We start from the raw sequence: 24,449 nt of genomic DNA, 5'->3' as shown, positions 1-24,449 counted from the left end.
CGCATTTCGCTTTCGCGCAGGTGCCGGGCGGGCCGCATGATGAAGATTCGCTGGCTGCCCGCGCTGCTGATTCTCGTCGTCGTCGCGGTCACGATCCGTCTCGGGTTCTGGCAACGCGACCGCGCGCACCAGAAGGAGGCGCTGCAGGCGAGCATCGCGCGCTACGAGCAGGCGGCGCCCGTCGAGATCGGCGCGCAGCCGGTGTCGCTCGCGTCGATCGAATTTCATCGCGTGCGTGCGACGGGCCGTTTCATGCCCGGGCAGGCGGTGTTTCTCGACAATCGGCCGTATAACGACCAGCCGGGTTTTTACGTCGTGATGCCGTTTAAACTCACGGGCGGCGGCGTAGTGCTCGTGAACCGCGGCTGGCTGCCGCGCAATATCTCCGATCGCACGGCGATCGAGCCGTTCGCGACGCCCGCGGGCGACGTCGAGATCGTGGGCATCGCGCGCGCCGACGCGTCGCGTGCGTTCGAGCTCGGCGAAGGCGGGTCGGCGGCGCACCAGAAGATCCGGCAGAACCTGGACGTCGCCGCGTATGCGCAGGAAACGGGGCTGCCGCTGCAGCCGTTCGTGATCCAGCAGACGAGCGACGACGGCGACAAGCTCGTGCGCGACTGGCCGGCGGCGACGACCGGCGTCGAGCGCAATTACGGTTACATGTTTCAGTGGTGGGCGATGGCGGCGGCCGCGCTCGGCTTCGGCCTGTATGCCGCGCGGCGCGCGGCGAAGAAGTCGGCCGGCGCGTGAGCGCCATGCCAGGACGCGGCGCAGGCGCCGCGGGTTCGTTTCGAGAGGTCTGATTTGTCCATGCAATCTTCCCGTCAGGGTCCGGCCGCAGCGCCGATCTCGCCGGCGGCCCGCAAGCGCGGCCGCTGGATGCTCGTGCTGCTGGGTCTCGTGTGCGCCGCGCCGATGATCGCGTCGTACTTCACCTACTACGTGATCAAGCCGAAGGGCGGGTCGACCAACTACGGCACGCTGATCGAGCCGCAGCGCCCGATCCCGGCGGATCTGCAGGTGACCGACGAAACCGGCAAGGCCGTGCCGCTCGCGTCGCTGCGCGGCGTGTGGCTGTTCGTGATGACGGACAGCAGCGCATGCGACGAAGCGTGCGCGCAGAAGCTCTATTTCATGCGCCAGATCCGCGTCACGCAGGCGGGCGAGCGGCACCGGATCACGATGGTGTGGCTGCGCAGCGATGCGGGCGCGATGCCGCAGAAGGTGCTGGACGCCTATCCCGACACGCGCCGGCTCGTCGCCGATCCGGCCGCCGTGGCCGCGTGGCTGCCGGCCGACGCCGGCACGAAGGACACCGACCACATCTACATGGTCGATCCGAACGGCAACCTGATGATGCGCTTCCCGAAGGATCCGAACCCCAGCAAGATCAAGTCCGACGTGACGAAGCTGCTGAAGTGGTCGAGCATCGGCTAAGGCAAGACGAGAGGCAATAACCGATGTCGTATCTACTGCAACTCGGCCTGATCGGCTTCTGCATCGCACTGCTGCCGTTGTCGTACGTGTGGGTGAAGGCCGACGACGACAAGTTCCGCAAGCTGGTGTGGATCACCACCTTCCTGACGCTCGACCTGGTGATGTTCGGCGGCTTCACGCGGCTGACCGATTCGGGGCTCGGCTGCCCCGACTGGCCCGGCTGCTACGGCACGTCGTCGCCGTTCATCGCGCACGCCGCGATCACGGCCGCCCACCAGGCGATGCCGACGGGCCCGGTCAGCATGACGAAGGCGTGGATCGAGATGATCCACCGCTATTTCGCGATGGCGATCGGCGTGCTGATCATCGCGCAGGTCGTGATCGCGTGGTCCGCGCGGCTGCGCCGGCGCCCGCTGCGCGTATCGCCGTGGTGGCCGACGAGCCTGCTGCTGCTGATCCTCGTGCAGGGCGCGTTCGGCGCGTGGACGGTCACGATGAAGCTGCAGCCGGTGATCGTCACGATCCACCTGCTGCTCGGCCTCACGCTGCTCGGCACGCTCGGCTGGCTCGCGGCGCGGCAGACGCCGCTGCCGTCGTACGATCCGGAGGCCGGGCGCTACCGTGCGGCCGCGCTCGCGGCGCTCGTGCTGCTGGTCGTGCAGATCGCGCTCGGCGGCTGGGTGAGCACCAACTACGCGGTGCTCGCATGCACCGATTTCCCGACCTGCAACGGCCAGTGGATCCCGCCGATGGATTTCCAGCACGGCTTCCACCTGTGGCGCGCGCTCGGGATGACGAAGGACGGCGAGGCGATCACGCAGGACGCGCTGGTCGCGATCCACTGGACGCACCGTACCTTCGCGTTCGTCGTGGTCGCGTATCTGGTGGCGTTCGCGCTGCGGATGCGCCGCTTCGAATCGCTGCGGCGGCCCGCGAACGGCGTGCTGCTGGTGGTCCTGCTGCAGTTCGTCACGGGCCTGACCAACATCGTGCTGCAGTGGCCGCTGCCGGTCGCCGTCGCGCACAACGGCGGCGCCGCGATCCTGCTGCTGCTCGTCGTCATGTTAAACTTTCGCATCCTTTCAAGCCGCCCCGGCCGTGTCGCGCAGCCCGCGCGCGACGCCGCCCCGGCGTGACCGTCCCCATGCAAAGCACCCTCTCCCAATCGCCCGGTAGCCGCTTTTCCCAGTACATGGCGCTGACGAAGCCGCGTGTCACGCAGCTCGCGGTGTTCTGCGCGGTGATCGGCATGTTCCTCGCGACGCCGGGCATGGTGCCGTGGCGTGTGCTGATCGGCGGCACGGTCGGCATCTGGCTGCTGGCCGGCGCCGCGTTCGCGATCAACTGCCTCGTCGAACAGAAGATCGACGCGATGATGCGCCGCACCGCGTGGCGCCCGTCCGCGCGCGGCGAGATCACGACGCCGCAGATCCTGCTGTTCTCGGCCGTGCTCGGCAGCCTGGGCGCATGGACGCTCTATACGTTCACGAATCCGCTGACGATGTGGCTGACGATCGCGACGTTCGTCGGCTATGCCGTGATCTACACGCTGCTGCTCAAGCCGATGACCCCGCAGAACATCGTGATCGGCGGCGCGTCGGGCGCGATGCCGCCGGCGCTCGGGTGGGCCGCGGTCACGGGCGCGGTGCCGGGCGACGCGTGGATCCTCGTGCTGATCATCTTCGTCTGGACGCCGCCGCATTTCTGGGTGCTCGCGCTGTATCGCCGCAAGGACTACGAGAACGCGGGTCTGCCGATGCTGCCCGTCACGCACGGCGAGAAATTCACGCGGCTGCACATCCTGCTGTATACGGTGATCCTGTTCGCGGTCACGCTGATGCCGTTCATCTCCGGGATGAGCGGAGCCGTCTACCTGGCGAGCGCGGTGCTGCTCGGCGCGGTGTTCCTCGCGTATGCGTGGAAGATCCATCGCGACTATTCCGACGAACTCGCCCGCAAGGCCTTCCGTTACTCGATCGTCTACCTGTCGCTGCTGTTCGCCGCGCTGCTCGTCGATCACTACGCACGCCCGCTGCTCGGCGTGTAACCGCACGGTTTGAACGCAATGCTCCATTCACGGTTCGGGCGCCGCGCGCGCCAAGGCTGGATGCTCGCGTGCGCATTCACGGCAGCGCTGCTGCTCGCCGGATGCGACAACGCACCGAAATTCCAGAATCTCGACATCACCGGCAACACGCAATTCGGCAACGATTTCTCGCTGCCCGATACGACCGGCAAGGTGCGCACGCTCGCCGACTTCAAGGGCAAGGCCGTCGTGATGTTCTTCGGCTATACGCACTGCCCGGACGTGTGTCCGACGACGATGGCCGAGCTGTCCGAGGCGCTGAAGCAGCTCGGGCCCGATGCGGCGAAGCGCGTGCAGGTGCTGTTCGTCACCGTCGACCCGGAGCGCGACACGCCGGCGCTGCTCGGCCAGTACGTGCCGGCATTCGATCCGTCGTTCGTCGGGCTGCGGCCGGCCGACGAAGCCGCGCTGAAGAAGATCACGAAGGATTTTCGCGTGTACTACGCGAAGGTGCCCGGCAAGACCCCCGGCAGCTATACGATGGATCACACCGCCGCGAGCTACGTGTTCGACCGCGACGGCAAGCTGCGCCTGTTCGTGCGCGACGGCCAGGGCCCCGCCCCGTGGGTCCACGACCTGAAGCTGCTGGTCGGCTGAGCGCCTGCCGCCGGGCGCCCGGCCCGGCGATCGCGTGACGGCCGCTGCGCTTCGTCACGCCGTTCCTCCCCGTTCATCGTTCGCATGCGCCGCCCGCCGGGCGGCGGGTCGGCCTGCGCGCGCGCCGCGCGGGCGTTGCGTTACGGCAGCGCGGGTACGTTGAAACCGGAGGCGGCGCGCGTGATCCGGAATTCCGTCACGCGATACGTGGCGAGCCCCTCGGTGACGAACGGATCGGTCTTCAGGATCGCGTCCAGCTCGTCGCGATCGATGCGGGCCGCGAGGATCATGCCGCCTTCGCGCGGCACCTTCGGCCCCGCCGCAATGAAGATGCCCTTGTCGAACAGCGGCTGCAGATACGCGCGGTGGCGTTCGAGCGCATCGTCGATGCGCTCGAGCGATGCGGTGTAGTGGATGTCGATGACGTACATGGATGGCCCTGGAATGGGGCCGGCGCTTCGAGCGCCGGCCAGCCGGTCTTTTTAGCACAGCGGGCGCGGGCTGTCGCAGGCTGCCTGGCGGAGCGCGACGAGGCGGCGCGGCGTGTCGAACGCCGGGCCGCCGTTCGGCGGTTCGCCGCATCGACGCGTATTCAAGTTGTAAGCCTCGGTGCCGTAAATAAAAGGGCACCGTGTGCGCGCGGCAGGCCGTTTGCGCGCAGCGTGCGCATCGACATCGACAAAGGCACGCAGATGAGCAGAATGAGTTTGAACCGCAAGCTGTGGCTCGCGCTTGCGCTGGTATGGATCGGTCTCCTGGGCGTCGGCGCATGGAGCGCGTACGAGACGCGCGCGACGATGCTGGACGAACGCAAGGCGGGCATCGCGAATCTCGTCGATTCGGCGGCCGGCATCGTGAAGGCGTATCACGCGCTCGCGCAGAGCGGCGCGCTGCCCGAGGCCGACGCGCAGCGCGATGCGCTCGCGAGCCTGGCCGCGATGCGCTACGGCGATTCGGGCTACGTGTTCGTGATGGATTCGAAGCCGGTCGTGCTGATGCATCCGACGCTGCCGAAGCTGGTCGGTACGCAGGTCGGCGATTATCTCGATCCGGATGGCAAGCCGCTGTTCGTCACGATCCTGAATGCGGCGAAGGCCACCGGCAGCGGTTTCGCCGAATATCGCGGGCGGCTGCCGCACAGCGAGACCGCCGTGCCGAAGATCAGCTACGTCACGCGTTTCGCGCCGTGGGACTGGAACATCTCGAGCGGCGTGTTCCTGAAGGACATCGACACCATCTACTACCGGACGCTGCTCGGCCACCTGGCCGTCGTGTTCGTGATCGGCTTCGTGATCAGCGCGGCGATGCTGGTGATCATCCGCAACGTGCGCAACAGCCTCGGCGGCGAGCCGGACGAGGCGGCCGCGCTCGCGATGCGCATCGCACAGGGCGACCTGACGCAGCGGGTGCCCGTGCGGGCGGGCGACCGCACGAGCATGATGGCCGCGATGCACGACATGCAGGCGCGGTTGCAGGCGACGATCGGCGGCATTCGTCAGTCGGCCGGATCGATCGCGTCGGCGAGCCGTCAGATCTCGGCCGGCAACGACGACCTGTCGCAGCGCACCGAGGAGCAAGCCGCCTCGCTGGAAGAAACGGCCGCGAGCATGGAGCAGCTCACCGCGACGGTGAAGCAGAACGCCGACAACGCGCGGCAGGCGAGCGGGCTCGCGAACAACGCATCGGAGATCGCGCGCACGGGAAGCGACGTCGTGAACCGCGTGATCGGCACGATGGGCCAGATCGACGACAGCTCGCGCAAGATCGCCGACATCATCGGCGTGATCGAGGGCATCGCGTTCCAGACCAACATCCTCGCGCTGAACGCGGCGGTCGAGGCCGCGCGGGCAGGCGAGCAGGGCCGCGGCTTCGCGGTGGTCGCGGGCGAAGTGCGTTCGCTCGCGCAGCGCAGCGCGACGGCCTCGAAGGAGATCCGCGAGCTGATCGTCGACTCGGTCGAGCGGGTGCGCAACGGCTCGACGCTGGTCGGCCAGGCCGGCACGACGATGGGCGAGATCCTGCAGGCCGTCGCGCGCGTGACCGACATCATGGGCGAGATCGCGGCCGCGTCCGAGGAACAGGCGAGCGGCATCACGCAGGTCGGGCGCGCGGTCACGCAGATGGACCAGGTGACGCAGCAGAACGCGGCGCTCGTCGAGGAGGCCGCCGCGGCTGCCGCGTCGCTTCAGGAACAGGCGGCGCGGCTGCGCGATGCGGTCGGCGCGTTCCGGGTCGGCGGCGCCGACGGCCAGTCGCCGCGCGAGGCTGGCCGACAGGCCGGCGAACCGGGATTCGATGCGAAGGGCGCTGGCCAGCCGACGGTGGCGTGACGCGGACGCGTGGATGCGCGAGCCGGAAACGCAACTAACGGCCAAGTCGCGCATCCGCCGCCAGCATGGCTGCGGCGCATACCCATATGAGCGGGATGTATTTCACTTCCCGCCGATCCTGTGACACCATTTGCCCCTTCCTGCGAGTCGGGGCATACCCGTATCGCGCCCTATTTCCAGTAAGCAAGAAAGCGAGAAACAGATGAAGCGTCGCAGTCTCCTGAAGGTATTTTCCGTGCTGGCCGCCGGTGCCACGCTGACGCTGTCGGCAGGCGCACACGCAGAAGACAAGGTCATCAAGGTCGGTACGGTCGCCGGCCCGGATGCGGAAGTGTGGCAGGTCGTGCAGAAGGTCGCGAAGGAGAAGGAAGGCCTGAACGTGAAGGTCATCGAGTTCAACGACTACGTGCAGCCGAACGCGGCGCTCGATTCGGGCGACCTCGACGCGAACAGCTTCCAGCACCAGCCCTACCTCGACAGCCAGGTGAAGCAGCGCGGCTACAAGATCGTCAGCGCGGGCCTGACCTACATCTCGCCGATCGGCGTGTACTCGAAGAAGTTCAAGTCGCTGAAGGACCTGCCGCAAGGCGCGAAGCTCGCGGTGCCGAACGATCCGTCGAACGAGAACCGTGCGCTGCTGCTGCTGCAGACGCAAGGCGTGATCAAGCTGAAGGCCGGCGCGGGCACGGGCGGCAACAACGCGACGGTGCTCGACATCGCCGAGAACCCGAAGAAGCTGAAGATCTCCGAACTCGACGCCGCGCAACTGCCGCGCGTGCTGTCGGACGTCGACGCGGCCGTGATCAACACGAACTACGCGCTCGCCGCGAACCTGCAGCCGACCAAGGACGCGATCGCGCTCGAATCGCTGACGAGCCCGTATGCGAACCTGATCGCCGTGCGCGCGAAGGACAAGGATCAGCCGTGGGTGAAGAAGCTGGTCAAGGCGTACCAGTCGCCGGAAGTGAAGGAGTTCATCAAGAAGCAGTTCAAGGGCTCGATGGTCGCGTCGTTCTGAACGCCGCACACCGGTCGGACCGCTGAATGAAGAGGGCCTGCATCGCGCAGGCCCTTTTTCATTGGCGCGACCGTCCGGCGTCCGCGCGGCGCGTGACGTTCAGCGCCGGCTCACATTTCGCCGCGGCGCGAGCAGATCGCCATGATCTGCTGGATCGCGTAGTTGTCGCGCACGCCCGGCAGCGACTGGACGACACACGCGTGATAGCGCTGCTCGCGCGGCAGCAGCATCGCGTTGTTGCGGTACAGCGCGTCGCACGAGCGCTGGATCAGCTGGGCTGCCGCGCCGTTGCGGCTGTCGCGCAGCGCGCCGAGCATGCACTCGTCGTATTGCGCATTGCCGTCGGTCAGCGCGTAGGCCGCGCCCGGCGGCGCCAGCATGGCGGCCACGCATGCGATGGTACGGACTCCCCGTTTCATGGGCGCTCCGATGGAGTGGACTGGGTCGGCAGACAGCATAACGTAAAGCCGCGAGGGCGACCGACGCGTTGCCCGGACGCCGGCGGGAACCGTTGCGGGCCGGGCTTCGCACGCGCCCGGAGGCGCGCCGGGGCCTGCCGCGCCCCGGCGCCTTCGTGAAAGCACGGAGTCAGGTGGTGGTCTGCGGAATGGTATGCTCGTGCGTTCGCCGCTGCGCGCCTTCCCGGGGCGCGCACGGGCCGGCCGTCAGCGCGTCGCACGCGCGGCGGCGCCCGCATGACGGCGGCGGGAATCCATCATCCAGAACCGACACAATACGGGGGAGACTCATCCATGAAGCGATTCAAGACTTTCGCGATCCGCTCGATCACGGCCGGCGCGGCCGCACTCGCGCTGGCGGGCGCCGCGCACGCACAGACCGTCAAGGTGCTGTCGATCGTCGACCATCCGGCGCTCGACGCGATCCGCGACGGCGTGCGCGCCGAGCTGAAGGCACAGGGCTACGGCGACGACAAGCTCAAGTGGGAATATCAGAGCGCGCAGGGCAACACCGGGACGGCCGCGCAGATCGCGCGCAAGTTCATCGGCGACCAGCCCGACGTGATCGTCGCGATTGCGACGCCGGCTGCGCAGGCGGTGGTCGCGTCGACCAGGAGCGTGCCGGTCGTCTATTCGGGCGTCACCGATCCGGTCGCCGCGCAGCTCGTGAAGGGCTGGGGCCCGTCGGGCACCAACGTGACGGGCGTGTCCGACAAGCTGCCGCTCGATCGCCAGGTCGCGCTGATCAAGCGCGTCGTGCCGAATGCGAAGACGGTCGGCATGGTCTACAACCCGGGCGAGGCGAACTCGGTCGTCGTCGTGAAGGCGCTCCAGGAGATCCTCGCGAAGCAGGGCATGACGCTGAAGGAGGCGGCCGCGCCGCGTACCGTCGACATCGGCCCGGCCGCGAAGAGCCTGATCGGCAAGGTCGACGTGATCTACACGAACACCGACAACAACGTCGTGTCCGCGTATGAAGCGCTCGTGAAGGTCGCGAACGAAGCGAAGATCCCGCTCGTCGCCGGCGACACCGACAGCGTGAAGCGCGGCGGCATCGCGGCGCTCGGCATCAACTACGGCGACCTCGGCCGGCAGACCGGCAAGGTCGTCGCGCGCATCCTGAAGGGCGAGAAGCCGGGCGCGATCGCCTCGGAGACGAGCAGCAACCTCGAATTGTTCGTCAATACGGGCGCCGCCGCGAAGCAGGGCGTGACGCTGTCGTCGGATCTCGTCAAGGAAGCCAGGACGGTCATCAAGTAAGCCGCGGCCCGGGCGCCGCGCCTTGCCGGCCCGATCCGGGCCCGAACGACACCGCCGGACGGGCGGCGCCTACCCGGGGCCGCCCGTTCGCTTCGCCCGGCCGTACACGTCCGGCCGGGAAGCAACAGGATTTCCCCATCATGTCTCTGTTCTCGTTACTGGGCGCGCTGGAGATCGGCCTGATCTTCAGTCTCGTCGCCCTCGGGGTGCTGATCTCGTTTCGCATCCTCAACTTCCCCGACCTCACCGTCGACGGCAGCTTTCCGCTCGGCGGGGCCGTCGCCGCGACGCTGATCTCCGCCGGCTACGACCCGTTCTCGGCGACGGCGCTCGCGATCGTCGCGGGCGCGCTGGCCGGTTTCGTCACGGGTTGGCTCAACGTGCGCCTGAAGATCATGGATCTGCTCGCCAGCATCCTGATGATGATCGCGCTCTATTCGGTGAACCTGCGGGTCATGGGCCGGCCGAACGTGCCGCTCATCACCGAGCCGACGCTGTTCACCATGCTGCAGCCCGACTGGCTGCCCGACTACGTGCTGCGTCCGGCGCTGCTCGCGATCGTCGTCGTGGTCGCGAAGCTCGGCCTCGACTGGTTCTTCTCGTCGCAGCTCGGCCTCGCGATGCGCGCGACCGGCGCGAACCCGCGGATGGCGCGCGCGCAAGGCATCGCGACGGGCCGCGCGACGCTCGCCGGGATGGCGCTGTCGAACGCGCTCGTCGCGCTTGCCGGCGCGCTGTTCGCGCAGACGCAGGGCGGCTCGGACATCTCGATGGGGATCGGCACGATCGTGATCGGGCTGGCCGCGGTGATCATCGGCGAGACGCTGCTGCCCGCGCGCCGGCTGGTGCTGACCACGCTCGCGGTCGTGCTCGGCGCGATCGTCTACCGCTTCTTCATCGCGCTCGCGCTGAACAGCGAATTCATCGGGCTGAAGGCGCAGGATCTGAACCTCGTGACGGCCGCGCTCGTCACGATCGCGCTGGTGCTGCCGGCGACGCGCAAGAAGCTGTTCGCGCGCAAGAACGGGGGAGCCTGACATGCTGTCCGCACAAGACCTGACACTGACCTTCAACCCCGGCACGCCGATCGAGACGCGCGCGCTGCGCGGACTGTCGCTCGAGATTCCCGATGGCCAGTTCGTCGCGGTGATCGGCTCGAACGGCGCCGGCAAGTCGACCTTCCTCAATGCGATCAGCGGCGACCAGCCGGTCGATGCGGGACGCATCGCGATCGACGGTGCCGACGTGACGCGCAAGGCCGCGTGGGATCGCGCGCACCTCGTCGCGCGCGTGTTCCAGGATCCGATGGCCGGCACCTGCGAGGCGCTGACGATCGAGGAGAACATGGCGCTCGCGATGGCGCGCGGCGTGCGGCGCGGCTTCCGGGCCGCGCTCGACCGCCCGTCGCGCGAGCTGTTCCGCGACAAGCTGCGGCTCCTGAATCTCGGTCTCGAGAACCGGCTGACCGACCGGATCGGGCTGCTGTCGGGCGGCCAGCGGCAGGCCGTGAGCCTGCTGATGGCGTCGCTGCGGCCGTCGCGGATCCTGCTGCTCGACGAACACACGGCCGCGCTCGACCCGAAGACGGCCGCGTTCGTGCTGGAGCTGACCGCGCGCATCGTCGCCGAGAGCCGGCTGACGACGATGATGGTCACGCACAGCATGCGGCAGGCGCTCGACTATGGCGACCGCACGGTGATGCTGCACCAGGGGCAGGTCGTGCTCGACGTGTCGGGCGACGCGCGCAAGGGGCTCGACGTGCCTGACCTGCTGCAGATGTTCGAGAAGGTGCGTCACGAGCAGCTCGACGACGACGCGCTGCTGCTCGGCTGACGGGCGGCGGGCGGGCCGGCGCGGCGCGCGATGCCGCGTCGCGCCGGGTCGCCCGCGGGCAGGCCGCACGGGCCCGGCGGGGTCGCGCCCGGATGCGCTCGGGCATGCCCGCCCCGGCGCGGGGTAACATGACGGCCGCGCCGGGTTCTCCGCAGATTTTCCTCTGACGAAAACCGGTTTCGCACCGGCGCTGTGCGACGCAGACGCATTGCCATATACTGTATATCCATACAGTTGTGGGTGGCGTCATGCTCGCATCCTCCATTTCTCCCGAATCCCTTCATCCGTCGCTCTGGCGCGGCTCGCAGCTCGCGCGCGGTGGTCCGCGCACGATCGAGACCGGCTTCGCATCGCTGTCGGCCGAGTTGCCGGGCGGCGGCTGGCCGGTCGGCGGGCTCGTCGAACTGCTGGCCGCGCAGCCGGGCTGCGGCGAGATGCGGCTGCTTGCACCCGCGCTTGCGCGCACCGTCAGCGCGCGGCGTCCGCTCGCGCTCGTCGCGCCGCCGCAAGCGCCGCATGCGACCGCGCTCGCCAGTCTCGGCGTGCCGGCCGACGCGCTGCTGTGGCTGCGCGCCGGCAGCCGCACCGATGCGCTGTGGGCCGCCGAGCAGGCGCTCAAGACCGGCTGTTGCGGCGCGCTCCTGCTCTGGCAGGACCCGCGGCCCGATGCGCTGCGGCGCCTGCATCTCGCGGCCGCGCGCACGGGCGACACGCTGTTCGTGATGCTGCGCCCGCTGTCGGCCGCACGGCAGCCGTCGCCGGCCGTGCTGCGCGTCGCGCTGCATCCGGTGCCGGGCGGCGTGTCGCTCGATCTCGTCAAGCGCCGCGGGCCCGCGCGCGGCGAGCCGCTCGTGCTCGATTTGCCGTCGCCCATCGTGGAGAGCCGCTATGCGCGTCTTGCTCGGCATCCATCTGCCGCGCCTGCCGCTCGACGTGTGCGCCCCGCCGCCGTCTGACGGCGCGGCGGACGATGCGGACGACGGCGGCGCGGGCTGCGCGGTGCTCGAACAGGGCGCCGTGCTGATCGCCGACGCGGCCGCGCGCCGGCATGGCGTGCGCGCGGGCATGAAGCGCGGCGGCGTGCTGACGCTCGCGCCCGCGACCCGGCTCGTCGAACGCGATCCCGCGCGCGAGGCCGATGCGCTGCGCGCGGTCGCGCTCGCGTTGCTGCGCTTCTCGCCGTGCGTCGCGCTCGACGACGAAGCCACGCTGATCGTCGACGTCGGCCCGAGCCTGCGCCTGTTCGGCGGCCTGCCGTCGTTGTGCCGCCAGGTGCGCGCGACGCTCGCGGCGCTCGGCTATGCGGCGCGCCTGTCCGCCGCGCCGACCGGGCGCGGCGCGTGGCTGCTCGCGCGTACGTCGGCGCGTGCGCGCATCCGGCGCCGCATCGCGAGCGGGACCTCGCTCGCCCGTTCGCTCGACCGGCTGCCCTGCGTGCTGCTGCCCGATGCGCGTCCGTATGCGGGCTGGTTCGACGGCCTCGGCTGCCGCACGCTCGCCGATCTGCGCCGCCTGCCGCGCGCGGGGCTGCAGCGCCGTTGCGGCCCCGCGTTGCTGGCCGCGCTCGATCGCGCGTACGGCGACGCGGTCGAGCCGCTGGCGTGGATGGCCGTGCCGCCCGTGTTCGACGTGCGGCTCGAATTGCCGGAGCGCGTCGAATACGCGGAAGCCGTGCTGTTCGCCGCGCGCCGGCTCGTCGTGCAGCTCTGCGGCTGGCTGGCCGCGCGGCAGCTGTCGCTGGCGGCGATGACGTTCGATCTCGAGCACGAGCGCGGCCGCCAGGCCGTGCCGCCGACGCCGCTCGCGCTCGCGTTCGCCGCTCCCGTGCGCGACGAAACGCATTTCATGCGGCTGCTCGGCGAGCGGCTCGCGCGCGTCGAGTTGCCGGCCGCGGTGATCGCGGTGCGTCTGACGGCCACGCGCGTCGAATCGGTCGCGCCGCCGGCCGACGATCTTTTCCCCGAGCCGGGCGGTACGCGCGAGACGCGGGCGCGGCTGTTCGAGCTGCTGGTCGCGCGGCTCGGCGCGGAGAACGTGCTGCGCGCGGCGCCCGTCGCCGATCACCGGCCCGAGGCCGGGAACCGCTGGCTGCCGCTCGATGCGCAGGCCGGCAAGCCGGCCGGCGGGCCGCCGGCGGTGCCGCCGAGGCCCGCATGGCTGCTGGCCGAACCGCTGCCGCTGTTGATGCGCGAGAACCGGCCGGTCTTTCATACGCCGCTCAGGATGATGTCGTCGACGGAGCGGATCGAGGCGGGGTGGTTCGACGGCCGGCTCGTCGCGCGCGATTACCAGGTCGCACAGGACGAGGTCGGCGTGTGCTACTGGGTGTTCCGGGAGCGGGCGGGGAGCGACGCCGAACCGCGCTGGTTCCTGCACGGCCTGTTCGGGTGAGCGGCGATGGTGGCGGAATTCAGCTGGTTGCCCGATTACGCGGAGTTGTTCTGCCGCTCGAATTTCTCGTTCCTGCATGGCGCATCGCATGCGGAGGAACTGGTCGAGCGCGCGTCCGAACTCGGCTATCGCGGGATCGCGATCACCGACGAATGCTCGCTCGCCGGCGCAGCGCGCATGCATGTCGCGGCCAAGGCGAAAGGGCTGCCGCTCGTCGTCGGTTCGTATTTCGACGTCACGCCCGACGAGGTCGCGCCGGGCCACGATCCGGGGCCCGGCGCGCTCGGGCTCGTGTTGCTCGCGCAGAACCGCGAGGGCTACGGCAACCTGTCCGAGCTGATTTCGTGGCGGCGGATGGAATCGCCGAAGGGCGCCTACACGCTGACGCCGCGGATGCTGTCCGCGCCGCCGGCGAAGTTTGCGCACTTGCGCGGCGTGCCCGACTGCTTCGCGATTCTCGTGCCCGCGTATCCGGTGCGCGCCGACGTACTCGAGGCGCAGGTCGCGTGGTGTCGCGCGACGTTCGGCGAGCGTGCGCGGCTCGGGCTCGTGCAACTGCAGCGCGCGCTGGACGGCGCGCAACGCGAGGAGATTCGTGCCGCGGGCGAGCGGCGCGGCGTGGGTGTCGTCGCGCTCGGCGACGTGACGATGCACCGGCGCTCGTGCAAGGAACTTCAGGACGTGATGACGGCGATCCGGGTCGGGCTGCCGGTGTCGGAATGCGGCTATGCGCTCGCGCCGAACGCGGAGCAGCATCTGCGCTCGCGCGGGCGGATCGGGCAGCTGTTTGCGCCGGACGAGATCGCGCAGACGTGCGCGATTCTCGATGCGTGTCATTTCGAACTCGATTCGCTGCGTTACGAGTATCCCGACGAAATCGTGCCGAAGGGGCTCACGCCAACCAGCTATCTGGAACAGGAAACCCGGGCCGGGGCGGCCGGGCGCTATCCGAACGGCATCCCGGAGAAAGTGGCGAAGCAGATCCGGTATGAGCTCGACCTGATCGCAAGACTGCGCTACGAACCGTTCTTCCTGACCGTCTACGACATCGTGAAGTACGCGCGCAGCCGGAACATCCTGTGCCAGGGCCGAGGCTCGGCCGCGAACTCGGTCGTCTGTTATTGCCTCGGCATCACCGAGGTGAATCCGGAGCAGAGCACGATGCTGTTCGAGCGCTTCATCAGCGCGGAGCGCGGCGAGCCGCCCGACATCGACGTCGACTTCGAACATCAGCGCCGGGAAGAGGTGATTCAGCACATCTACGAAAAATACGGGCACGACCGCGCGGCACTCGCGGCCGCCGTGTCGACCTATCGCCCGCGCGGCGTGCTGCGCGAAACCGGCAAGGCGCTCGGCGTCGATCCGATGCTGATCGATCGCGTCGCGAAGGGGCATCGCTGGTTCGACGGCAGTCGCGACCTGCTTCAGCAATTCGTGACGATCGGGCTCGATCCCCAGACACCGCTGATCCAGGCGTGGGCCCGGCTCGCCGCGCGGCTGCTCAACTTCCCGCGCCACCTGTCGCAGCATTCGGGCGGTTTCGTGATCAGCCGCGGCAAGCTCACGCGGCTCGTCCCGGTCGAAAACGCCGCGATGGACGGGCGGCGCGTGATCCAGTGGGACAAGGACGATCTCGAGGCGCTCGGACTGATGAAGGTCGACGTGCTGGCGCTCGGCATGCTGTCCGCGCTGCATCGCGCATTCGACATGCGCACCGCGTGGCGCGGGCCGCCGGAGCCGGGCGGCGAGCCGTTCACGCTGAAACACATTCCACAGGACGATGACGCGACCTACGACATGATTTGCCGCGCCGACACGGTCGGCGTATTCCAGATCGAATCGCGCGCGCAGATGTCGATGCTGCCGCGCCTGCGGCCGCGCACGTACTACGATCTGGTGATCGAGGTCGCGATCGTGCGGCCGGGGCCGATCCAGGGCGGGGCGGTGCATCCGTACCTGAAGCGGCGTCAGGGAATCGAGAAGGTCAGTTATCCGAAGGAGGATCTGAAGCCTGCGCTCGCTCGCACGTACGGCGTGCCGATTTTCCAGGAACAGGTCATGCAGATCGCGATGATCGCGGCAGGTTTCACGCCCGGCGAGGCGGACGAACTGCGTCGCGCGATGGCCGCATGGAAGCGCAAGGGCAATCTCGAGAAATATCACCGCAAGATCGTCGACGGGATGCGCGAGCGCGACTACCCCTCCGACTTCGCCGAACAGATCTTCGAGCAGATCAAGGGCTTCGGCGATTACGGTTTCCCCGAAAGCCATGCGGCAAGCTTCGCGAAACTCGCCTACGCGAGCAGCTGGCTCAAATGCCACGAACCGGCGATCTTCCTCGCCGCGCTGCTGAACAGCCAGCCGATGGGCTTCTACCCGCCGTCGCAACTCGTGCAGGACGCGAAGCGTCACGGCGTGCAGGTCCTGCCGATCGACGTGACGCAAAGCAACCGGGAAGCGTCGCTCGAGGCACTGCCCGGCCAGCCGCCGCCACACGGGCAACCCGCCGTGCGGCTCGGCCTGTCGCTCGTCCGCGGGCTCGGCGAAGCCGCCGCACGCCGCATCGAAGCCGCGCGCGCGGCCGGCCCGTTCGACAACGTCGACACCCTCGCGCGCCGCGCAGGGCTCGAGCGCCGCGACCTCGAAGCGCTGGCCGCCGCGAACGCGCTGGCAACGCTCGCGGGCCATCGCCGCGACGCGCTGTGGCAGGCCGTCGCCGCGGCGCCGGAGCGCGACCTGCTCGCCGCCGCGCCGATCGACGAGGCGGAGAAGCCCACGCTCGGCGCGCCGTCGGAAGCCGACGACATCCTCGCCGACTATCACACCACCGGCCTCACGCTGAACCGCCACCCGGTCGCGTTGCTGCGATCCGCGCTGCGCGCGCGGCGGCTGTCGTCCGCCGCGGAACTGCACGATCGCCCCGACGGCCGGCTCGCACGCGCGTGCGGGCTCGTGACCGCGCGGCAGATGCCGGGCACCGCGAAAGGCGTGATGTTCATGACGCTCGAGGACGAAACCGGCTGCGTGAACGTGATCGTCCGGCCCGAACTGCTCGCGCGGCAGCGCCGCGAAACCCTCGATTCGCGGCTGCTCGCGGCGTCGGGCGTATGGCAGGTCGCGAGCGACGTGAGGCACCTCGTCGCGCAGCATTTCGAGGATCTGACGCCGTTGCTCGGCGGTCTGCGCACGTCGAGCCGCGAGTTCCACTGACGAGCGCAGCGTGCCGGCGCCCCTTCCGCTGGTGCATACCAGTCGGCTCAACTGGTTCTATTCCGGTCTCGTATTTTCCATTGAAACCCGGCACGGACACGCCCCGGAACTGTCCCCTTGCATACCACTCCGGGTAAATCCCTATCCTGTACTGCTTTGTAAACAAAGGCTTTGTCGAAGCTAAAACGCTTGTCCGACAAGGCTTTCGGCGATTTTCACACGGCTAATACCAGTTCGTTGACTGGTATTATGGTGGTTATATAATGCGTTCACTTTCGACGGCCCGAGGTCGTCGTCCGACACCTGGAGGCACATGGAAACCGGCTGGCCCGAACTGGCGCCCGATCCCCTCAGCGACACGCCGCTCTATCTGCAGCTTGCCCGCAACCTGGCGAGCGCGATTCACGCCGGCGCGTGGCGGGCCGGCGAGGCGTTGCCGTCGGAGCGGCTGCTGTCGGCGTCGGTCGGCGTGTCGCGGATCACCGCCCGCCGCGCCCTGATGCTGCTGGTCGAACAGGGGCTGATCAAGCGGGCCCGCGGCGCGGGCAGCTTCATCACGCCGCGCGTCGCCGATCCGCTGTCGCGTCTCGTCGGCTTCACCGCGAAGATGCGGCAGCGCGGCTTCGTGCCCGATTCGGTGTGGCTGTCGCGCGCGCTGCGCGCCGCGAACCGCGACGAGATCACGCATCTCGGCCTCGCGCCCGGCGCGACGGTGGCGCGGCTCGAACGGCTGCGTCGCGCGGACGGCATCGTGATGGCCGTCGAGCATTCGACGCTGCCGGCCGCGGTGGTGCCCGATCCGCAGGTGCTCGGCGCGTCGCTGTACGAATACCTCGAGGCGCGCGGGATGACCGTCGTGCGCGCGCTGCAGCACTTTCGCGCGGCGAATGCGACGCACGCGATCGCGAAATGGATGGCGGTGAAGCCGGGCTCGGCATTGCTCGTGATCACGCGGATCGGCTATGGCGCCGACCAGCGCGCGATCGAACTTTCCGAAACGTATTGCCGCGACGACTACTACGACTTCGTCGCCGAACTGAAACGCTGACGCGCGAGACTGCCCGCGCGCGAAGCAACGACACGAATTTGCAAATCACGACGCGGATGTACGCGTCACCAGATCATCAAGAGAACGTCATGCTGACTGGAAACATCCTGACCCCCGACGGCTGGATTCACGGCTCGATCGATAGCGAGAACGGCCGCATCACCACGCTCGACGGCAAGCCCGTCGATCCCGCGAAGAACGACGCGCCGTACATCCTGCCCGGCTTCATCGACCTGCACGTGCATGGCGGCGGCGGCGCCGACGTGATGGAAGGCGGCGACGCGATCGAGACGATCGCCCGCACGCACGCGCAATACGGCACGACGAGCCTGCTCGCGACGACGATGACCGCGCCGCGCGACGAACTGATGCAGGTCGTCGCGAACCTCGGCACGGTCGCACGTACCCGCACGCCGGGCGGCGCGCGCGTGCTCGGCGTGCATCTCGAAGGCCCGTACATCAACCCCGGCAAGCTCGGCGCGCAGCCCGACGCGGCCGTGTCGGCCGTGCTCGACGAAGTGCTGAAGTACCTGTCGATCGCGCCGATCCGCGTCGTCACGCTCGCGCCGGAAATCGCCGGCCACATCGAGATCATCGGCGAGATGGCCGCGCGCGGCGTGCGCGTGCAGCTCGGCCACTCGCTCGCGACCTACGACGACGCCGTCGCCGCGCTCAAGCACGGCGCGTGCGGCTTCACGCACCTGTTCAACGCGATGTCGCCGCTGCATCACCGCAACCCGGGCCTGGTGGGCGCGGCGCTTGCGCATGCCGAATATGCGGAGATCATCCCGGATCTGCTGCACGTGCACCCGGGCGCGATTCGTGCCGCGCTGCGCGCGATCCCGCGCCTGTACGTCGTGACCGACAGCACGTCCGCAACGGGCATGCCCGACGGCGAATACCGGCTCGGCAGCCAGCACGTGACGAAGTGCCTCGGCGGCGTGCGGCTCGCCGACGGCACGCTCGCCGGCAGCACCCTGACGATGGACCAGGCGCTGCGCAATCTCGTATCGCTCGGCCTGCCGATCGCCGACGTGTCGAACCGGATGTCGCGCTATGCGGCCGACTACCTCGGCGTCACCGATCGCGGCCGCCTCGAGCGCGGCGCATGGGCCGACCTCGCGGTGTTCGACCGCGACCTGAACCTCACCGCGACCTACGTCGAAGGAGAATCGATTGTCGAATATGCTTAAGGAAGCGCGCGAGTCCGCCCAGGTCGTCGCCGCGCAGCTCGCCGACACCACGCGCGTCGAAGCGCTCGCCGGCCAACTGCTCGATCACCCGCCGGCCGTCGCGCTGACGGTCGCGCGCGGCAGCTCGGATCACGCCGCGAGCTATTTCGCGAGCCTGACGATGAGCCGCCTCGGCGTGCCGGTCGCATCGCTGCCGATGTCGGTCGCGACGCTGCAGCAAGCGCCGCTGAAGGTGCAGGACCAGCTCGCGATCGCGTTCTCCCAGTCGGGCAAGAGCCCCGATCTCGTCAATACGATGGCCGCGCTGCGCGAAGCCGGCGCGCGCACCGTCGCCGCCGTGAACGTGCTGCCGTCGCCGCTCGCCGATGCGTGCGAACACCAGCTGCCGCTGCTCGCCGGCCCCGAACTGTCGGTCGCCGCGACGAAGAGCTATATCGCGATGCTGTCGCTGTCCGCGCAGATCGTCGCCTACTGGCAGCGCGACGCCGCGCTGATGACCGCGCTGCGCGGCCTGCCCGACGTGCTCGCGCAGGCCGGCCGGCTCGACTGGTCTCCGGCGGTCGCCGCGCTGTCGGGCGTCGAGCGGATGATCGTGATCGGCCGCGGTCTCGGCCTCGCGATCGCGCAGGAAGCCGCGCTGAAGCTGAAGGAAACCTCCGGCATCCAGGCGGAGGCATTCTCGAGCGCCGAAGTGCGTCACGGCCCGATGGAGCTGATCGACCGCGACTATCCGCTGCTCGTGTTCGCGCCGCCGGGGCCCGAGCAGGCCGGCCTGCTGCAGTTGGCCGACGACATGCGCGCCCGCGGCGCGGCCGTGTTGCTCGCGGCGCCCGCCGGCACGCCCGGCGCGACGCTGCCGCTCGCCCAGTCGGCCCATCCGGCGCTCGACCCGATCGCCGCCATTCTTTCGTTTTACGTGATGGCGGCGGATCTCGCCGTCGCGCGCGGCCGCAATCCCGATACGCCGCGCCACCTGAACAAAGTTACCGAAACGCACTGATAGCCGAGACAGCCGATGAGACGCGCCGAGGAATCCCAGTTGAAGAGCCCCACCCATGATCAGATCGTCCTGCTTGCCCCGCTGACGGGGCCGATCGTCGCGCTGGCCGACGTGCCCGATCCGGTGTTCTCCGGCGGGATGTTCGGCGACGGCATCGGCATCGACCCGCTCGCGGGCCAGCTCGTCGCACCGTGCGCGGGCGTCGTGTCGCATCTCGCGCGCACGGGCCATGCGGTGACGATCACGACGCCGCAAGGCGCGGAAGTGCTGCTGCACATCGGCATCGACACCGTCGAGCTGGACGGGCAGGGCTTTGCCCCGCACGTCGAGGCCGGCGCGCACGTCGAGGCGGGCGACCTGCTGATCGAATTCGACCAGGACGCGGTCGCGCGCGGCGCGCACTCGCTCGTGTCGGTGATCGCGATCGCGAACTCCGATGCGTTCGAGGTCGTCGACCGCGCCGACGGTTTCGCGACCGCCGGCAAGACGCCGCTGCTCGTGCTGCGCGGCCGGGGCGACGCGGCCGCGCACGCGGCGCAAGCCGGCGCGGCGGCGATCAACGAGGTGCGCCGCGAAATCGTGCTGGCGCAGCCGGGCGGCCTGCATGCGCGGCCGGCCGCGCGGGCACGCGAAGCCGTGCGCGGGTTCGACGCGTCCGTCGACGTGCTGTTCGATGGCCGCCAGGCGTCGATCGCGAGCGTGGTCGGCCTGCTCGGCCTCGGCGCCGGCGAAGGCGCGACGGTCGTTCTCGTCGGCCGCGGCGCGCACGCGCAGCAGGCCGTCGATGCGGTCGAGCACGAGCTGCTGCGCGCGGCGCACGGCGAGGTCGACGAACAGCCGGCGCGACTGAAGTCGCCCGCGCCGCAGGCGGTTGTGCGCAACGCCGGGCTCCCGCGCGACGGCGCGCCGCTCGATCCGCACACGCTTGCGGGCGTGTGCGCGGCGCCCGGCATCGCGGTCGGCACGCTGGTGCGTCTCGACGATGCGGAAATCGTGCCGCCCGAGCAGGCGTCCGGCACGCCGGCGGCGGAAAGCCGCCGCCTCGATCAGGCGCTGAAGGCCGTCGACGGCGAACTCGACGAAACGGTGCGCAACGCTTCGGCGCGCGGCGCGGTGGGCGAAGCGGGCATCTTCGCGGTGCATCGCGTGCTGCTGGAAGACCCGACGCTGATCGACGCGGCGCGCGACCTGATCAGCCTCGGCAAGAGCGCGGGGTTCGCGTGGCGCGCGACGATCCGCACGCAGATCGACACGCTGTCGAAGCTCGACGACGCGCTGCTCGCCGAACGCGCGGCCGACCTGCGCGACATCGAGAAGCGCGTGCTGCGCGCGCTCGGCCATACGAACGGCGCGGCGCGTGCGCTGCCCGACGAGGCGGTGCTCGCGGCCGAGGAATTCACGCCGTCGGATCTGTCGTCGCTCGATCGCCAGCGCGTGACCGCGCTCGTGATGGCGCGCGGCGGCGCGACGTCGCACGCGGCGATCATCGCGCGGCAGCTCGGCATCCCGGCGCTGGTCGCGGTCGGCGACGCGCTGTACGCGATTCCGGACGGCACGCAGGTGGTCGTCGACGCGAGCGCGGGCCGGCTCGAACATGCGCCGACCGCGCTCGACGTCGAGCGCGCGCGGCACGAGCGCCAGCGCCTGGACGGGGTGCGCGAGGCGAACCGGCAACAGGCCGGTTCGGCGGCCGCGACGGTCGACGGCCGCGCGATCGAGGTGGCCGCGAACATCGCGACGCTCGACGACGCGCACACCGCGGTCGACAACGGCGCGGATGCGATCGGCCTGCTGCGCACCGAGCTGATGTTCATTCATCGCCAGGTCGCGCCGACGGTGGTCGAGCACCAGCAGAGCTACCAGTCGATCGTCGACGCGCTGCAAGGCCGCACGGCGATCATCCGCACGCTCGACGTCGGCGCCGACAAGGAGGTCGACTACCTGACGCTGCCGCCCGAACCGAATCCGGCGCTCGGCCTGCGCGGCATCCGCCTCGCGCAGGTGCGCCCCGATCTGCTCGACGACCAGTTGCAGGGCCTGCTCGCGGTGAAGCCGTACGGCGCGGTGCGCATCCTGCTGCCGATGGTGACCGACGCGGGCGAACTCGTGCGGTTGCGCAAGCGCATCGACGAATTCGCGCGCGCGCAGGGCCGTACCGAGCCGATCGAGGTCGGCGTGATGATCGAGGTGCCGTCGGCCGCGCTGCTGGCCGACCAGCTCGCGCAGCACGCGGATTTCCTGTCGATCGGCACCAACGACCTGACGCAGTACACGCTCGCGATGGATCGCTGCCAGGCCGACCTGGCGGCGCAGTCCGACGGCCTGCATCCGGCCGTGCTGCGCCTGATCGACATCGCGGTGCGCGGCGCCGCGAAGCACGGCAAGTGGGTCGGCGTATGCGGCGCGCTCGGCGGCGATCCGCTCGCGGTGCCGGTCCTGGTGGGCCTCGGCGTGACCGAGCTGTCGGTCGACCCGGTATCGGTGCCGGGCATCAAGGCGCGTGTGCGTCGCCTCGATTACCAGCTGTGCCGTCAGCGTGCGCAGGATCTGCTCGCGCTCGATTCGGCGCAGGCGGTAAGGGCAGCAAGCCGCGAGGTCTGGCCGCTCGACTGAACGTCGACGGCAGGTTCGCGGCCCGTTTCACTACGAAAGCAATCAGCTCAACGACGATTAATGACGAGACAAGGATTGGAGGACTGAATGAACGGGAATCCGTTTCTGAAAATACAGGGCCTGGGCCGGGCACTGATGCTGCCGATCGCGGTATTGCCGGTCGCCGGCATCCTGCTGCGACTCGGCCAGCCGGACGTGTTCAACATCAAGATGATCGCGGATGCGGGCGGCGCGATCTTCGACAACCTGCCGCTGCTGTTTGCGATCGGCGTGGCGGTCGGCTTCGCGAAGGACAACAACGGCGTTGCGGCGCTCGCGGGTGCGATCGGCTACCTGATCGAAACCGCGATCATGAAGGACATCGATCCCAAGCTGAACATGGGCGTGCTGTCCGGGATCATCGCGGGTGTGGTCGCGGGCCTGCTGTACAACCGCTACAAGGACATCAAGCTGCCGGACTACCTCGCGTTCTTCGGCGGCAAACGCTTCGTGCCGATCATCACAGGGCTGGTCTGCGTGATACTCGGCATCGCGTTCGGGTACGTGTGGCAGCCGGTCCAGCATGCGATCGACGCGGCCGGCCAGTGGCTGACGACGGCGGGCGCGGTCGGTGCGTTCGTGTTCGGCTTCCTGAACCGCCTGCTGCTCGTCACGGGCCTGCACCACATCATCAACTCGCTTGCGTGGTTCGTGTTCGGCAACTTCACGCCGCCCGCCGGCGGCGACATCGTGCACGGCGACCTGCACCGCTTCTTCGCGGGCGACCCGACCGCGGGCACCTTCATGGCCGGTTTCTTCCCGATCATGATGTTCGGCCTGCCGGCCGCGTGTCTGGCGATGCTGCACGAGGCGCCGAAGGAGCGCCGCGCGATGGTCGGCGGCCTGCTGTTCTCGATGGCGCTCACGTCGTTCCTGACCGGCGTGACCGAGCCGATCGAATTCAGTTTCATGTTCCTCGCGCCGGTGCTGTACGTGATCCACGCGGTGCTGACGGGGCTGTCGCTCGCAATCTGCCAGATCCTCGGCGTGAAGCTCGGCTTCACGTTCTCGGCCGGCGCGATCGACTACGTGCTGAACTACGGGCTGTCGACGAAGGGCTGGATCGCGATTCCGCTCGGCGTGGCATATGGCGTCGCGTACTACGGGCTGTTCCGCTTCTTCATCCGCAAGTTCAACATGGCGACGCCGGGCCGTGAGCCGGCATCGGCCGATGCGGCCGCGGAACCGGACGCATCGGGCGGCTTCGTCGCGCCGGCCGCGACGGCTGCCGCGCCGCGCGCGCAACGCTACATCGCCGCGCTCGGCGGGGCGGGCAACCTGTCGGTCGTCGACGCCTGCACGACACGCCTGCGTTTGACCGTCGTCGATCCGGACAAGGTGTCGGAGCCGGAACTGAAATCGATCGGCGCGCGCGGCGTGCTCAAGCGCGGCGGCAACAGCGTGCAGGTGATCATCGGGCCCGAGGCAGACATCATTGCCGACGAGATGCGTGTCGCGATCGGCGCGGCAGCGGGCGCCGCCTCGACGGGCACGGTCGCCGCCTCGCAGCCCGTCACGGGCGCGTCCGCCGGCCCGCTCGATCCGGAACCGGCCCGCTGGCTCGCGGTGTTCGGCGGTGCGACCAACGTCGCGTCGCTCGACGCGGTCGCGACCACGCGCCTGCGCGTCGTCGTCCGCGATCCGTCGGCGGTCGATCGCGATCGTCTCGGCACGCTCGACGTCGCGTGGGTGTCGCTCGACACGTTCCACATCGTCTGCGGCAACGCGGCCGCGCGTTACGCCGAACAGCTCGGCGCGCGCCTGCCGCCGTCGGGCAGCGGGGCCGCCGTACAACCGGCCTGATGCGGCGAAGCCGGCCCGATCCGCGCGGCGGATCCGGGTCGGCCGGCAACACGAAAAACGGCTTGCGATGTGTCGCAAGCCGTTTTTGTTTCGGGGCGGGCGACGGCGCGACGCGTGCGCATCGCGCGTTGCC

General features: G+C 69.4%; 20 protein-coding genes. 18 read left to right on the top strand and 2 right to left on the bottom strand.

Translation table 11 applies throughout. The features are described 5' to 3' along the window. The first annotated feature begins 39 nt into the window (after nucleotides 1-39). From GQ56_RS0125375 to GQ56_RS0125355, 5 genes are read left to right on the top strand one after another with little or no spacing between them, the layout of a single operon-like run. The gene (locus tag GQ56_RS0125375) at nucleotides 40-750 is read left to right on the top strand and encodes an SURF1 family protein (RefSeq protein ID WP_031401313.1); all 711 of its coding nucleotides are present in this window, start codon (nucleotides 40-42) and stop codon (nucleotides 748-750) included. Between the two features lie 60 nt (nucleotides 751-810). Then, nucleotides 811-1,437, top strand: coding sequence for an SCO family protein (locus GQ56_RS0125370; protein WP_031401312.1), 627 nt, complete (start codon nucleotides 811-813; stop codon nucleotides 1,435-1,437). A gap of 23 nt (nucleotides 1,438-1,460) precedes the next feature. Beyond that, entirely contained in the window at nucleotides 1,461-2,573 is a 1,113-nt protein-coding gene (locus GQ56_RS0125365) for a COX15/CtaA family protein (protein ID WP_031401311.1), read from the top strand. Between the two features lie 8 nt (nucleotides 2,574-2,581). Continuing rightward, nucleotides 2,582-3,484, top strand: coding sequence for a heme o synthase (gene cyoE / locus GQ56_RS0125360; RefSeq protein ID WP_031401310.1), 903 nt, complete (start codon nucleotides 2,582-2,584; stop codon nucleotides 3,482-3,484). Between the two features lie 18 nt (nucleotides 3,485-3,502). Next, nucleotides 3,503-4,120 (top strand): SCO family protein, encoded by a 618-nt coding sequence (locus GQ56_RS0125355; protein WP_031401309.1) that lies wholly within the window; start codon nucleotides 3,503-3,505, stop codon nucleotides 4,118-4,120. Between the two features lie 140 nt (nucleotides 4,121-4,260). Here GQ56_RS0125355 and GQ56_RS0125350 read toward each other — a convergent pair whose 3' ends face one another. Further along, nucleotides 4,261-4,551: a YciI family protein gene (locus tag GQ56_RS0125350; RefSeq protein ID WP_031401308.1), complete on the bottom strand. Its 291-nt coding sequence runs from the start codon at nucleotides 4,549-4,551 to the stop codon at nucleotides 4,261-4,263. Nucleotides 4,552-4,812: 261 nt separating this feature from the next. On the opposite strand from GQ56_RS0125350, the gene GQ56_RS0125340 reads away from it, so the two are divergent. Both GQ56_RS0125340 and GQ56_RS0125335 read left to right on the top strand, forming a co-directional pair. Beyond that, complete coding sequence (locus tag GQ56_RS0125340; RefSeq protein WP_031401307.1) at nucleotides 4,813-6,450, top strand: methyl-accepting chemotaxis protein; 1,638 nt, start codon at nucleotides 4,813-4,815, stop codon at nucleotides 6,448-6,450. A gap of 202 nt (nucleotides 6,451-6,652) precedes the next feature. Next, nucleotides 6,653-7,468 (top strand): MetQ/NlpA family ABC transporter substrate-binding protein, encoded by an 816-nt coding sequence (locus tag GQ56_RS0125335; protein WP_031401306.1) that lies wholly within the window; start codon nucleotides 6,653-6,655, stop codon nucleotides 7,466-7,468. 110 nt (nucleotides 7,469-7,578) lie between these two features. Here the strand turns inward: GQ56_RS0125335 and GQ56_RS0125330 are convergent, their stop codons facing one another. Then, on the bottom strand, nucleotides 7,579-7,887 hold the full coding sequence (locus GQ56_RS0125330) for a VF_A0006 family four-cysteine protein (RefSeq protein WP_031401305.1): 309 nt from the start codon (nucleotides 7,885-7,887) through the stop codon (nucleotides 7,579-7,581). Between the two features lie 333 nt (nucleotides 7,888-8,220). Here GQ56_RS0125330 and GQ56_RS0125325 point away from each other — a divergent pair, with 333 nt between their 5' ends. From GQ56_RS0125325 to nagE, 11 genes are all read left to right on the top strand, one after another. Next, a complete protein-coding gene (locus tag GQ56_RS0125325; RefSeq protein ID WP_031401304.1) occupies nucleotides 8,221-9,186 on the top strand; it encodes an ABC transporter substrate-binding protein in 966 nt (321 codons plus the stop codon). Between the two features lie 140 nt (nucleotides 9,187-9,326). Continuing rightward, nucleotides 9,327-10,223, top strand: coding sequence for an ABC transporter permease (locus GQ56_RS0125320; RefSeq protein ID WP_031401303.1), 897 nt, complete (start codon nucleotides 9,327-9,329; stop codon nucleotides 10,221-10,223). 1 nt (nucleotide 10,224) lies between these two features. Next, entirely contained in the window at nucleotides 10,225-11,019 is a 795-nt protein-coding gene (locus GQ56_RS0125315; RefSeq protein ID WP_031401302.1) for an ABC transporter ATP-binding protein, read from the top strand. A 248-nt stretch (nucleotides 11,020-11,267) separates the two neighbouring features. Continuing rightward, a complete protein-coding gene (gene imuA, locus GQ56_RS0125310; protein ID WP_031401301.1) occupies nucleotides 11,268-11,975 on the top strand; it encodes a translesion DNA synthesis-associated protein ImuA in 708 nt (235 codons plus the stop codon). After that, nucleotides 11,908-13,410 (top strand): Y-family DNA polymerase, encoded by a 1,503-nt coding sequence (locus GQ56_RS0125305; RefSeq protein ID WP_031401300.1) that lies wholly within the window; start codon nucleotides 11,908-11,910, stop codon nucleotides 13,408-13,410. The genes imuA and GQ56_RS0125305 overlap by 68 nt, the downstream gene beginning before the upstream one ends. 6 nt (nucleotides 13,411-13,416) lie before the next feature. Next, the gene (locus tag GQ56_RS0125300; RefSeq protein ID WP_031401299.1) at nucleotides 13,417-16,620 is read left to right on the top strand and encodes an error-prone DNA polymerase; all 3,204 of its coding nucleotides are present in this window, start codon (nucleotides 13,417-13,419) and stop codon (nucleotides 16,618-16,620) included. Nucleotides 16,621-16,933: 313 nt separating this feature from the next. Continuing rightward, a complete protein-coding gene (locus GQ56_RS0125295; RefSeq protein ID WP_031401298.1) occupies nucleotides 16,934-17,668 on the top strand; it encodes a GntR family transcriptional regulator in 735 nt (244 codons plus the stop codon). A gap of 89 nt (nucleotides 17,669-17,757) precedes the next feature. After that, complete coding sequence (gene nagA, locus GQ56_RS0125290) at nucleotides 17,758-18,861, top strand: N-acetylglucosamine-6-phosphate deacetylase (protein ID WP_031401297.1); 1,104 nt, start codon at nucleotides 17,758-17,760, stop codon at nucleotides 18,859-18,861. Beyond that, nucleotides 18,854-19,861, top strand: coding sequence for an SIS domain-containing protein (locus tag GQ56_RS0125285; protein ID WP_031401296.1), 1,008 nt, complete (start codon nucleotides 18,854-18,856; stop codon nucleotides 19,859-19,861). Before nagA ends, GQ56_RS0125285 begins: the two co-directional genes overlap by 8 nt. A 15-nt stretch (nucleotides 19,862-19,876) precedes the next feature. Further along, on the top strand, nucleotides 19,877-22,474 hold the full coding sequence (ptsP, locus tag GQ56_RS0125280) for a phosphoenolpyruvate--protein phosphotransferase (RefSeq protein ID WP_031401295.1): 2,598 nt from the start codon (nucleotides 19,877-19,879) through the stop codon (nucleotides 22,472-22,474). Between the two features lie 87 nt (nucleotides 22,475-22,561). After that, the gene (gene nagE, locus GQ56_RS0125275) at nucleotides 22,562-24,316 is read left to right on the top strand and encodes an N-acetylglucosamine-specific PTS transporter subunit IIBC (RefSeq protein ID WP_031401294.1); all 1,755 of its coding nucleotides are present in this window, start codon (nucleotides 22,562-22,564) and stop codon (nucleotides 24,314-24,316) included. Nucleotides 24,317-24,449 lie beyond the last annotated feature (133 nt).

Source organism: Burkholderia paludis (genome assembly GCF_000732615.1).
Classification (GTDB): domain Bacteria; phylum Pseudomonadota; class Gammaproteobacteria; order Burkholderiales; family Burkholderiaceae; genus Burkholderia; species Burkholderia paludis.
The sequence above is the reverse complement of the archived record's forward strand: the minus strand, read 5'-3'. Positions and strand labels throughout refer to the sequence as shown.

Bases quoted from the DNA above. Each gene is read 5' to 3' on its own strand.
- GQ56_RS0125285 (WP_031401296.1), top strand. From the start codon at position 18,854: ATGCTTAAGGAAGCGCGCGAGTCCGCCCAGGTCGTCGCCGCGCAGCTC.
- GQ56_RS0125325 (WP_031401304.1), top strand. From the start codon at position 8,221: ATGAAGCGATTCAAGACTTTCGCGATCCGCTCGATCACGGCCGGCGCG.
- imuA (WP_031401301.1), top strand. From the start codon at position 11,268: ATGCTCGCATCCTCCATTTCTCCCGAATCCCTTCATCCGTCGCTCTGG.
- nagE (WP_031401294.1), top strand. From the start codon at position 22,562: ATGAACGGGAATCCGTTTCTGAAAATACAGGGCCTGGGCCGGGCACTG.
- cyoE (WP_031401310.1), top strand. From the start codon at position 2,582: ATGCAAAGCACCCTCTCCCAATCGCCCGGTAGCCGCTTTTCCCAGTAC.
- GQ56_RS0125355 (WP_031401309.1), top strand. From the start codon at position 3,503: ATGCTCCATTCACGGTTCGGGCGCCGCGCGCGCCAAGGCTGGATGCTC.
- GQ56_RS0125300 (WP_031401299.1), top strand. From the start codon at position 13,417: ATGGTGGCGGAATTCAGCTGGTTGCCCGATTACGCGGAGTTGTTCTGC.
- GQ56_RS0125295 (WP_031401298.1), top strand. From the start codon at position 16,934: ATGGAAACCGGCTGGCCCGAACTGGCGCCCGATCCCCTCAGCGACACG.
- GQ56_RS0125350 (WP_031401308.1), bottom strand. From the start codon at position 4,551: ATGTACGTCATCGACATCCACTACACCGCATCGCTCGAGCGCATCGAC.
- GQ56_RS0125305 (WP_031401300.1), top strand. From the start codon at position 11,908: ATGCGCGTCTTGCTCGGCATCCATCTGCCGCGCCTGCCGCTCGACGTG.
- ptsP (WP_031401295.1), top strand. From the start codon at position 19,877: ATGAGACGCGCCGAGGAATCCCAGTTGAAGAGCCCCACCCATGATCAG.
- GQ56_RS0125320 (WP_031401303.1), top strand. From the start codon at position 9,327: ATGTCTCTGTTCTCGTTACTGGGCGCGCTGGAGATCGGCCTGATCTTC.
- GQ56_RS0125375 (WP_031401313.1), top strand. From the start codon at position 40: ATGAAGATTCGCTGGCTGCCCGCGCTGCTGATTCTCGTCGTCGTCGCG.
- GQ56_RS0125315 (WP_031401302.1), top strand. From the start codon at position 10,225: ATGCTGTCCGCACAAGACCTGACACTGACCTTCAACCCCGGCACGCCG.
- GQ56_RS0125365 (WP_031401311.1), top strand. From the start codon at position 1,461: ATGTCGTATCTACTGCAACTCGGCCTGATCGGCTTCTGCATCGCACTG.
- GQ56_RS0125330 (WP_031401305.1), bottom strand. From the start codon at position 7,887: ATGAAACGGGGAGTCCGTACCATCGCATGCGTGGCCGCCATGCTGGCG.
- GQ56_RS0125335 (WP_031401306.1), top strand. From the start codon at position 6,653: ATGAAGCGTCGCAGTCTCCTGAAGGTATTTTCCGTGCTGGCCGCCGGT.
- GQ56_RS0125370 (WP_031401312.1), top strand. From the start codon at position 811: ATGCAATCTTCCCGTCAGGGTCCGGCCGCAGCGCCGATCTCGCCGGCG.
- GQ56_RS0125340 (WP_031401307.1), top strand. From the start codon at position 4,813: ATGAGCAGAATGAGTTTGAACCGCAAGCTGTGGCTCGCGCTTGCGCTG.
- nagA (WP_031401297.1), top strand. From the start codon at position 17,758: ATGCTGACTGGAAACATCCTGACCCCCGACGGCTGGATTCACGGCTCG.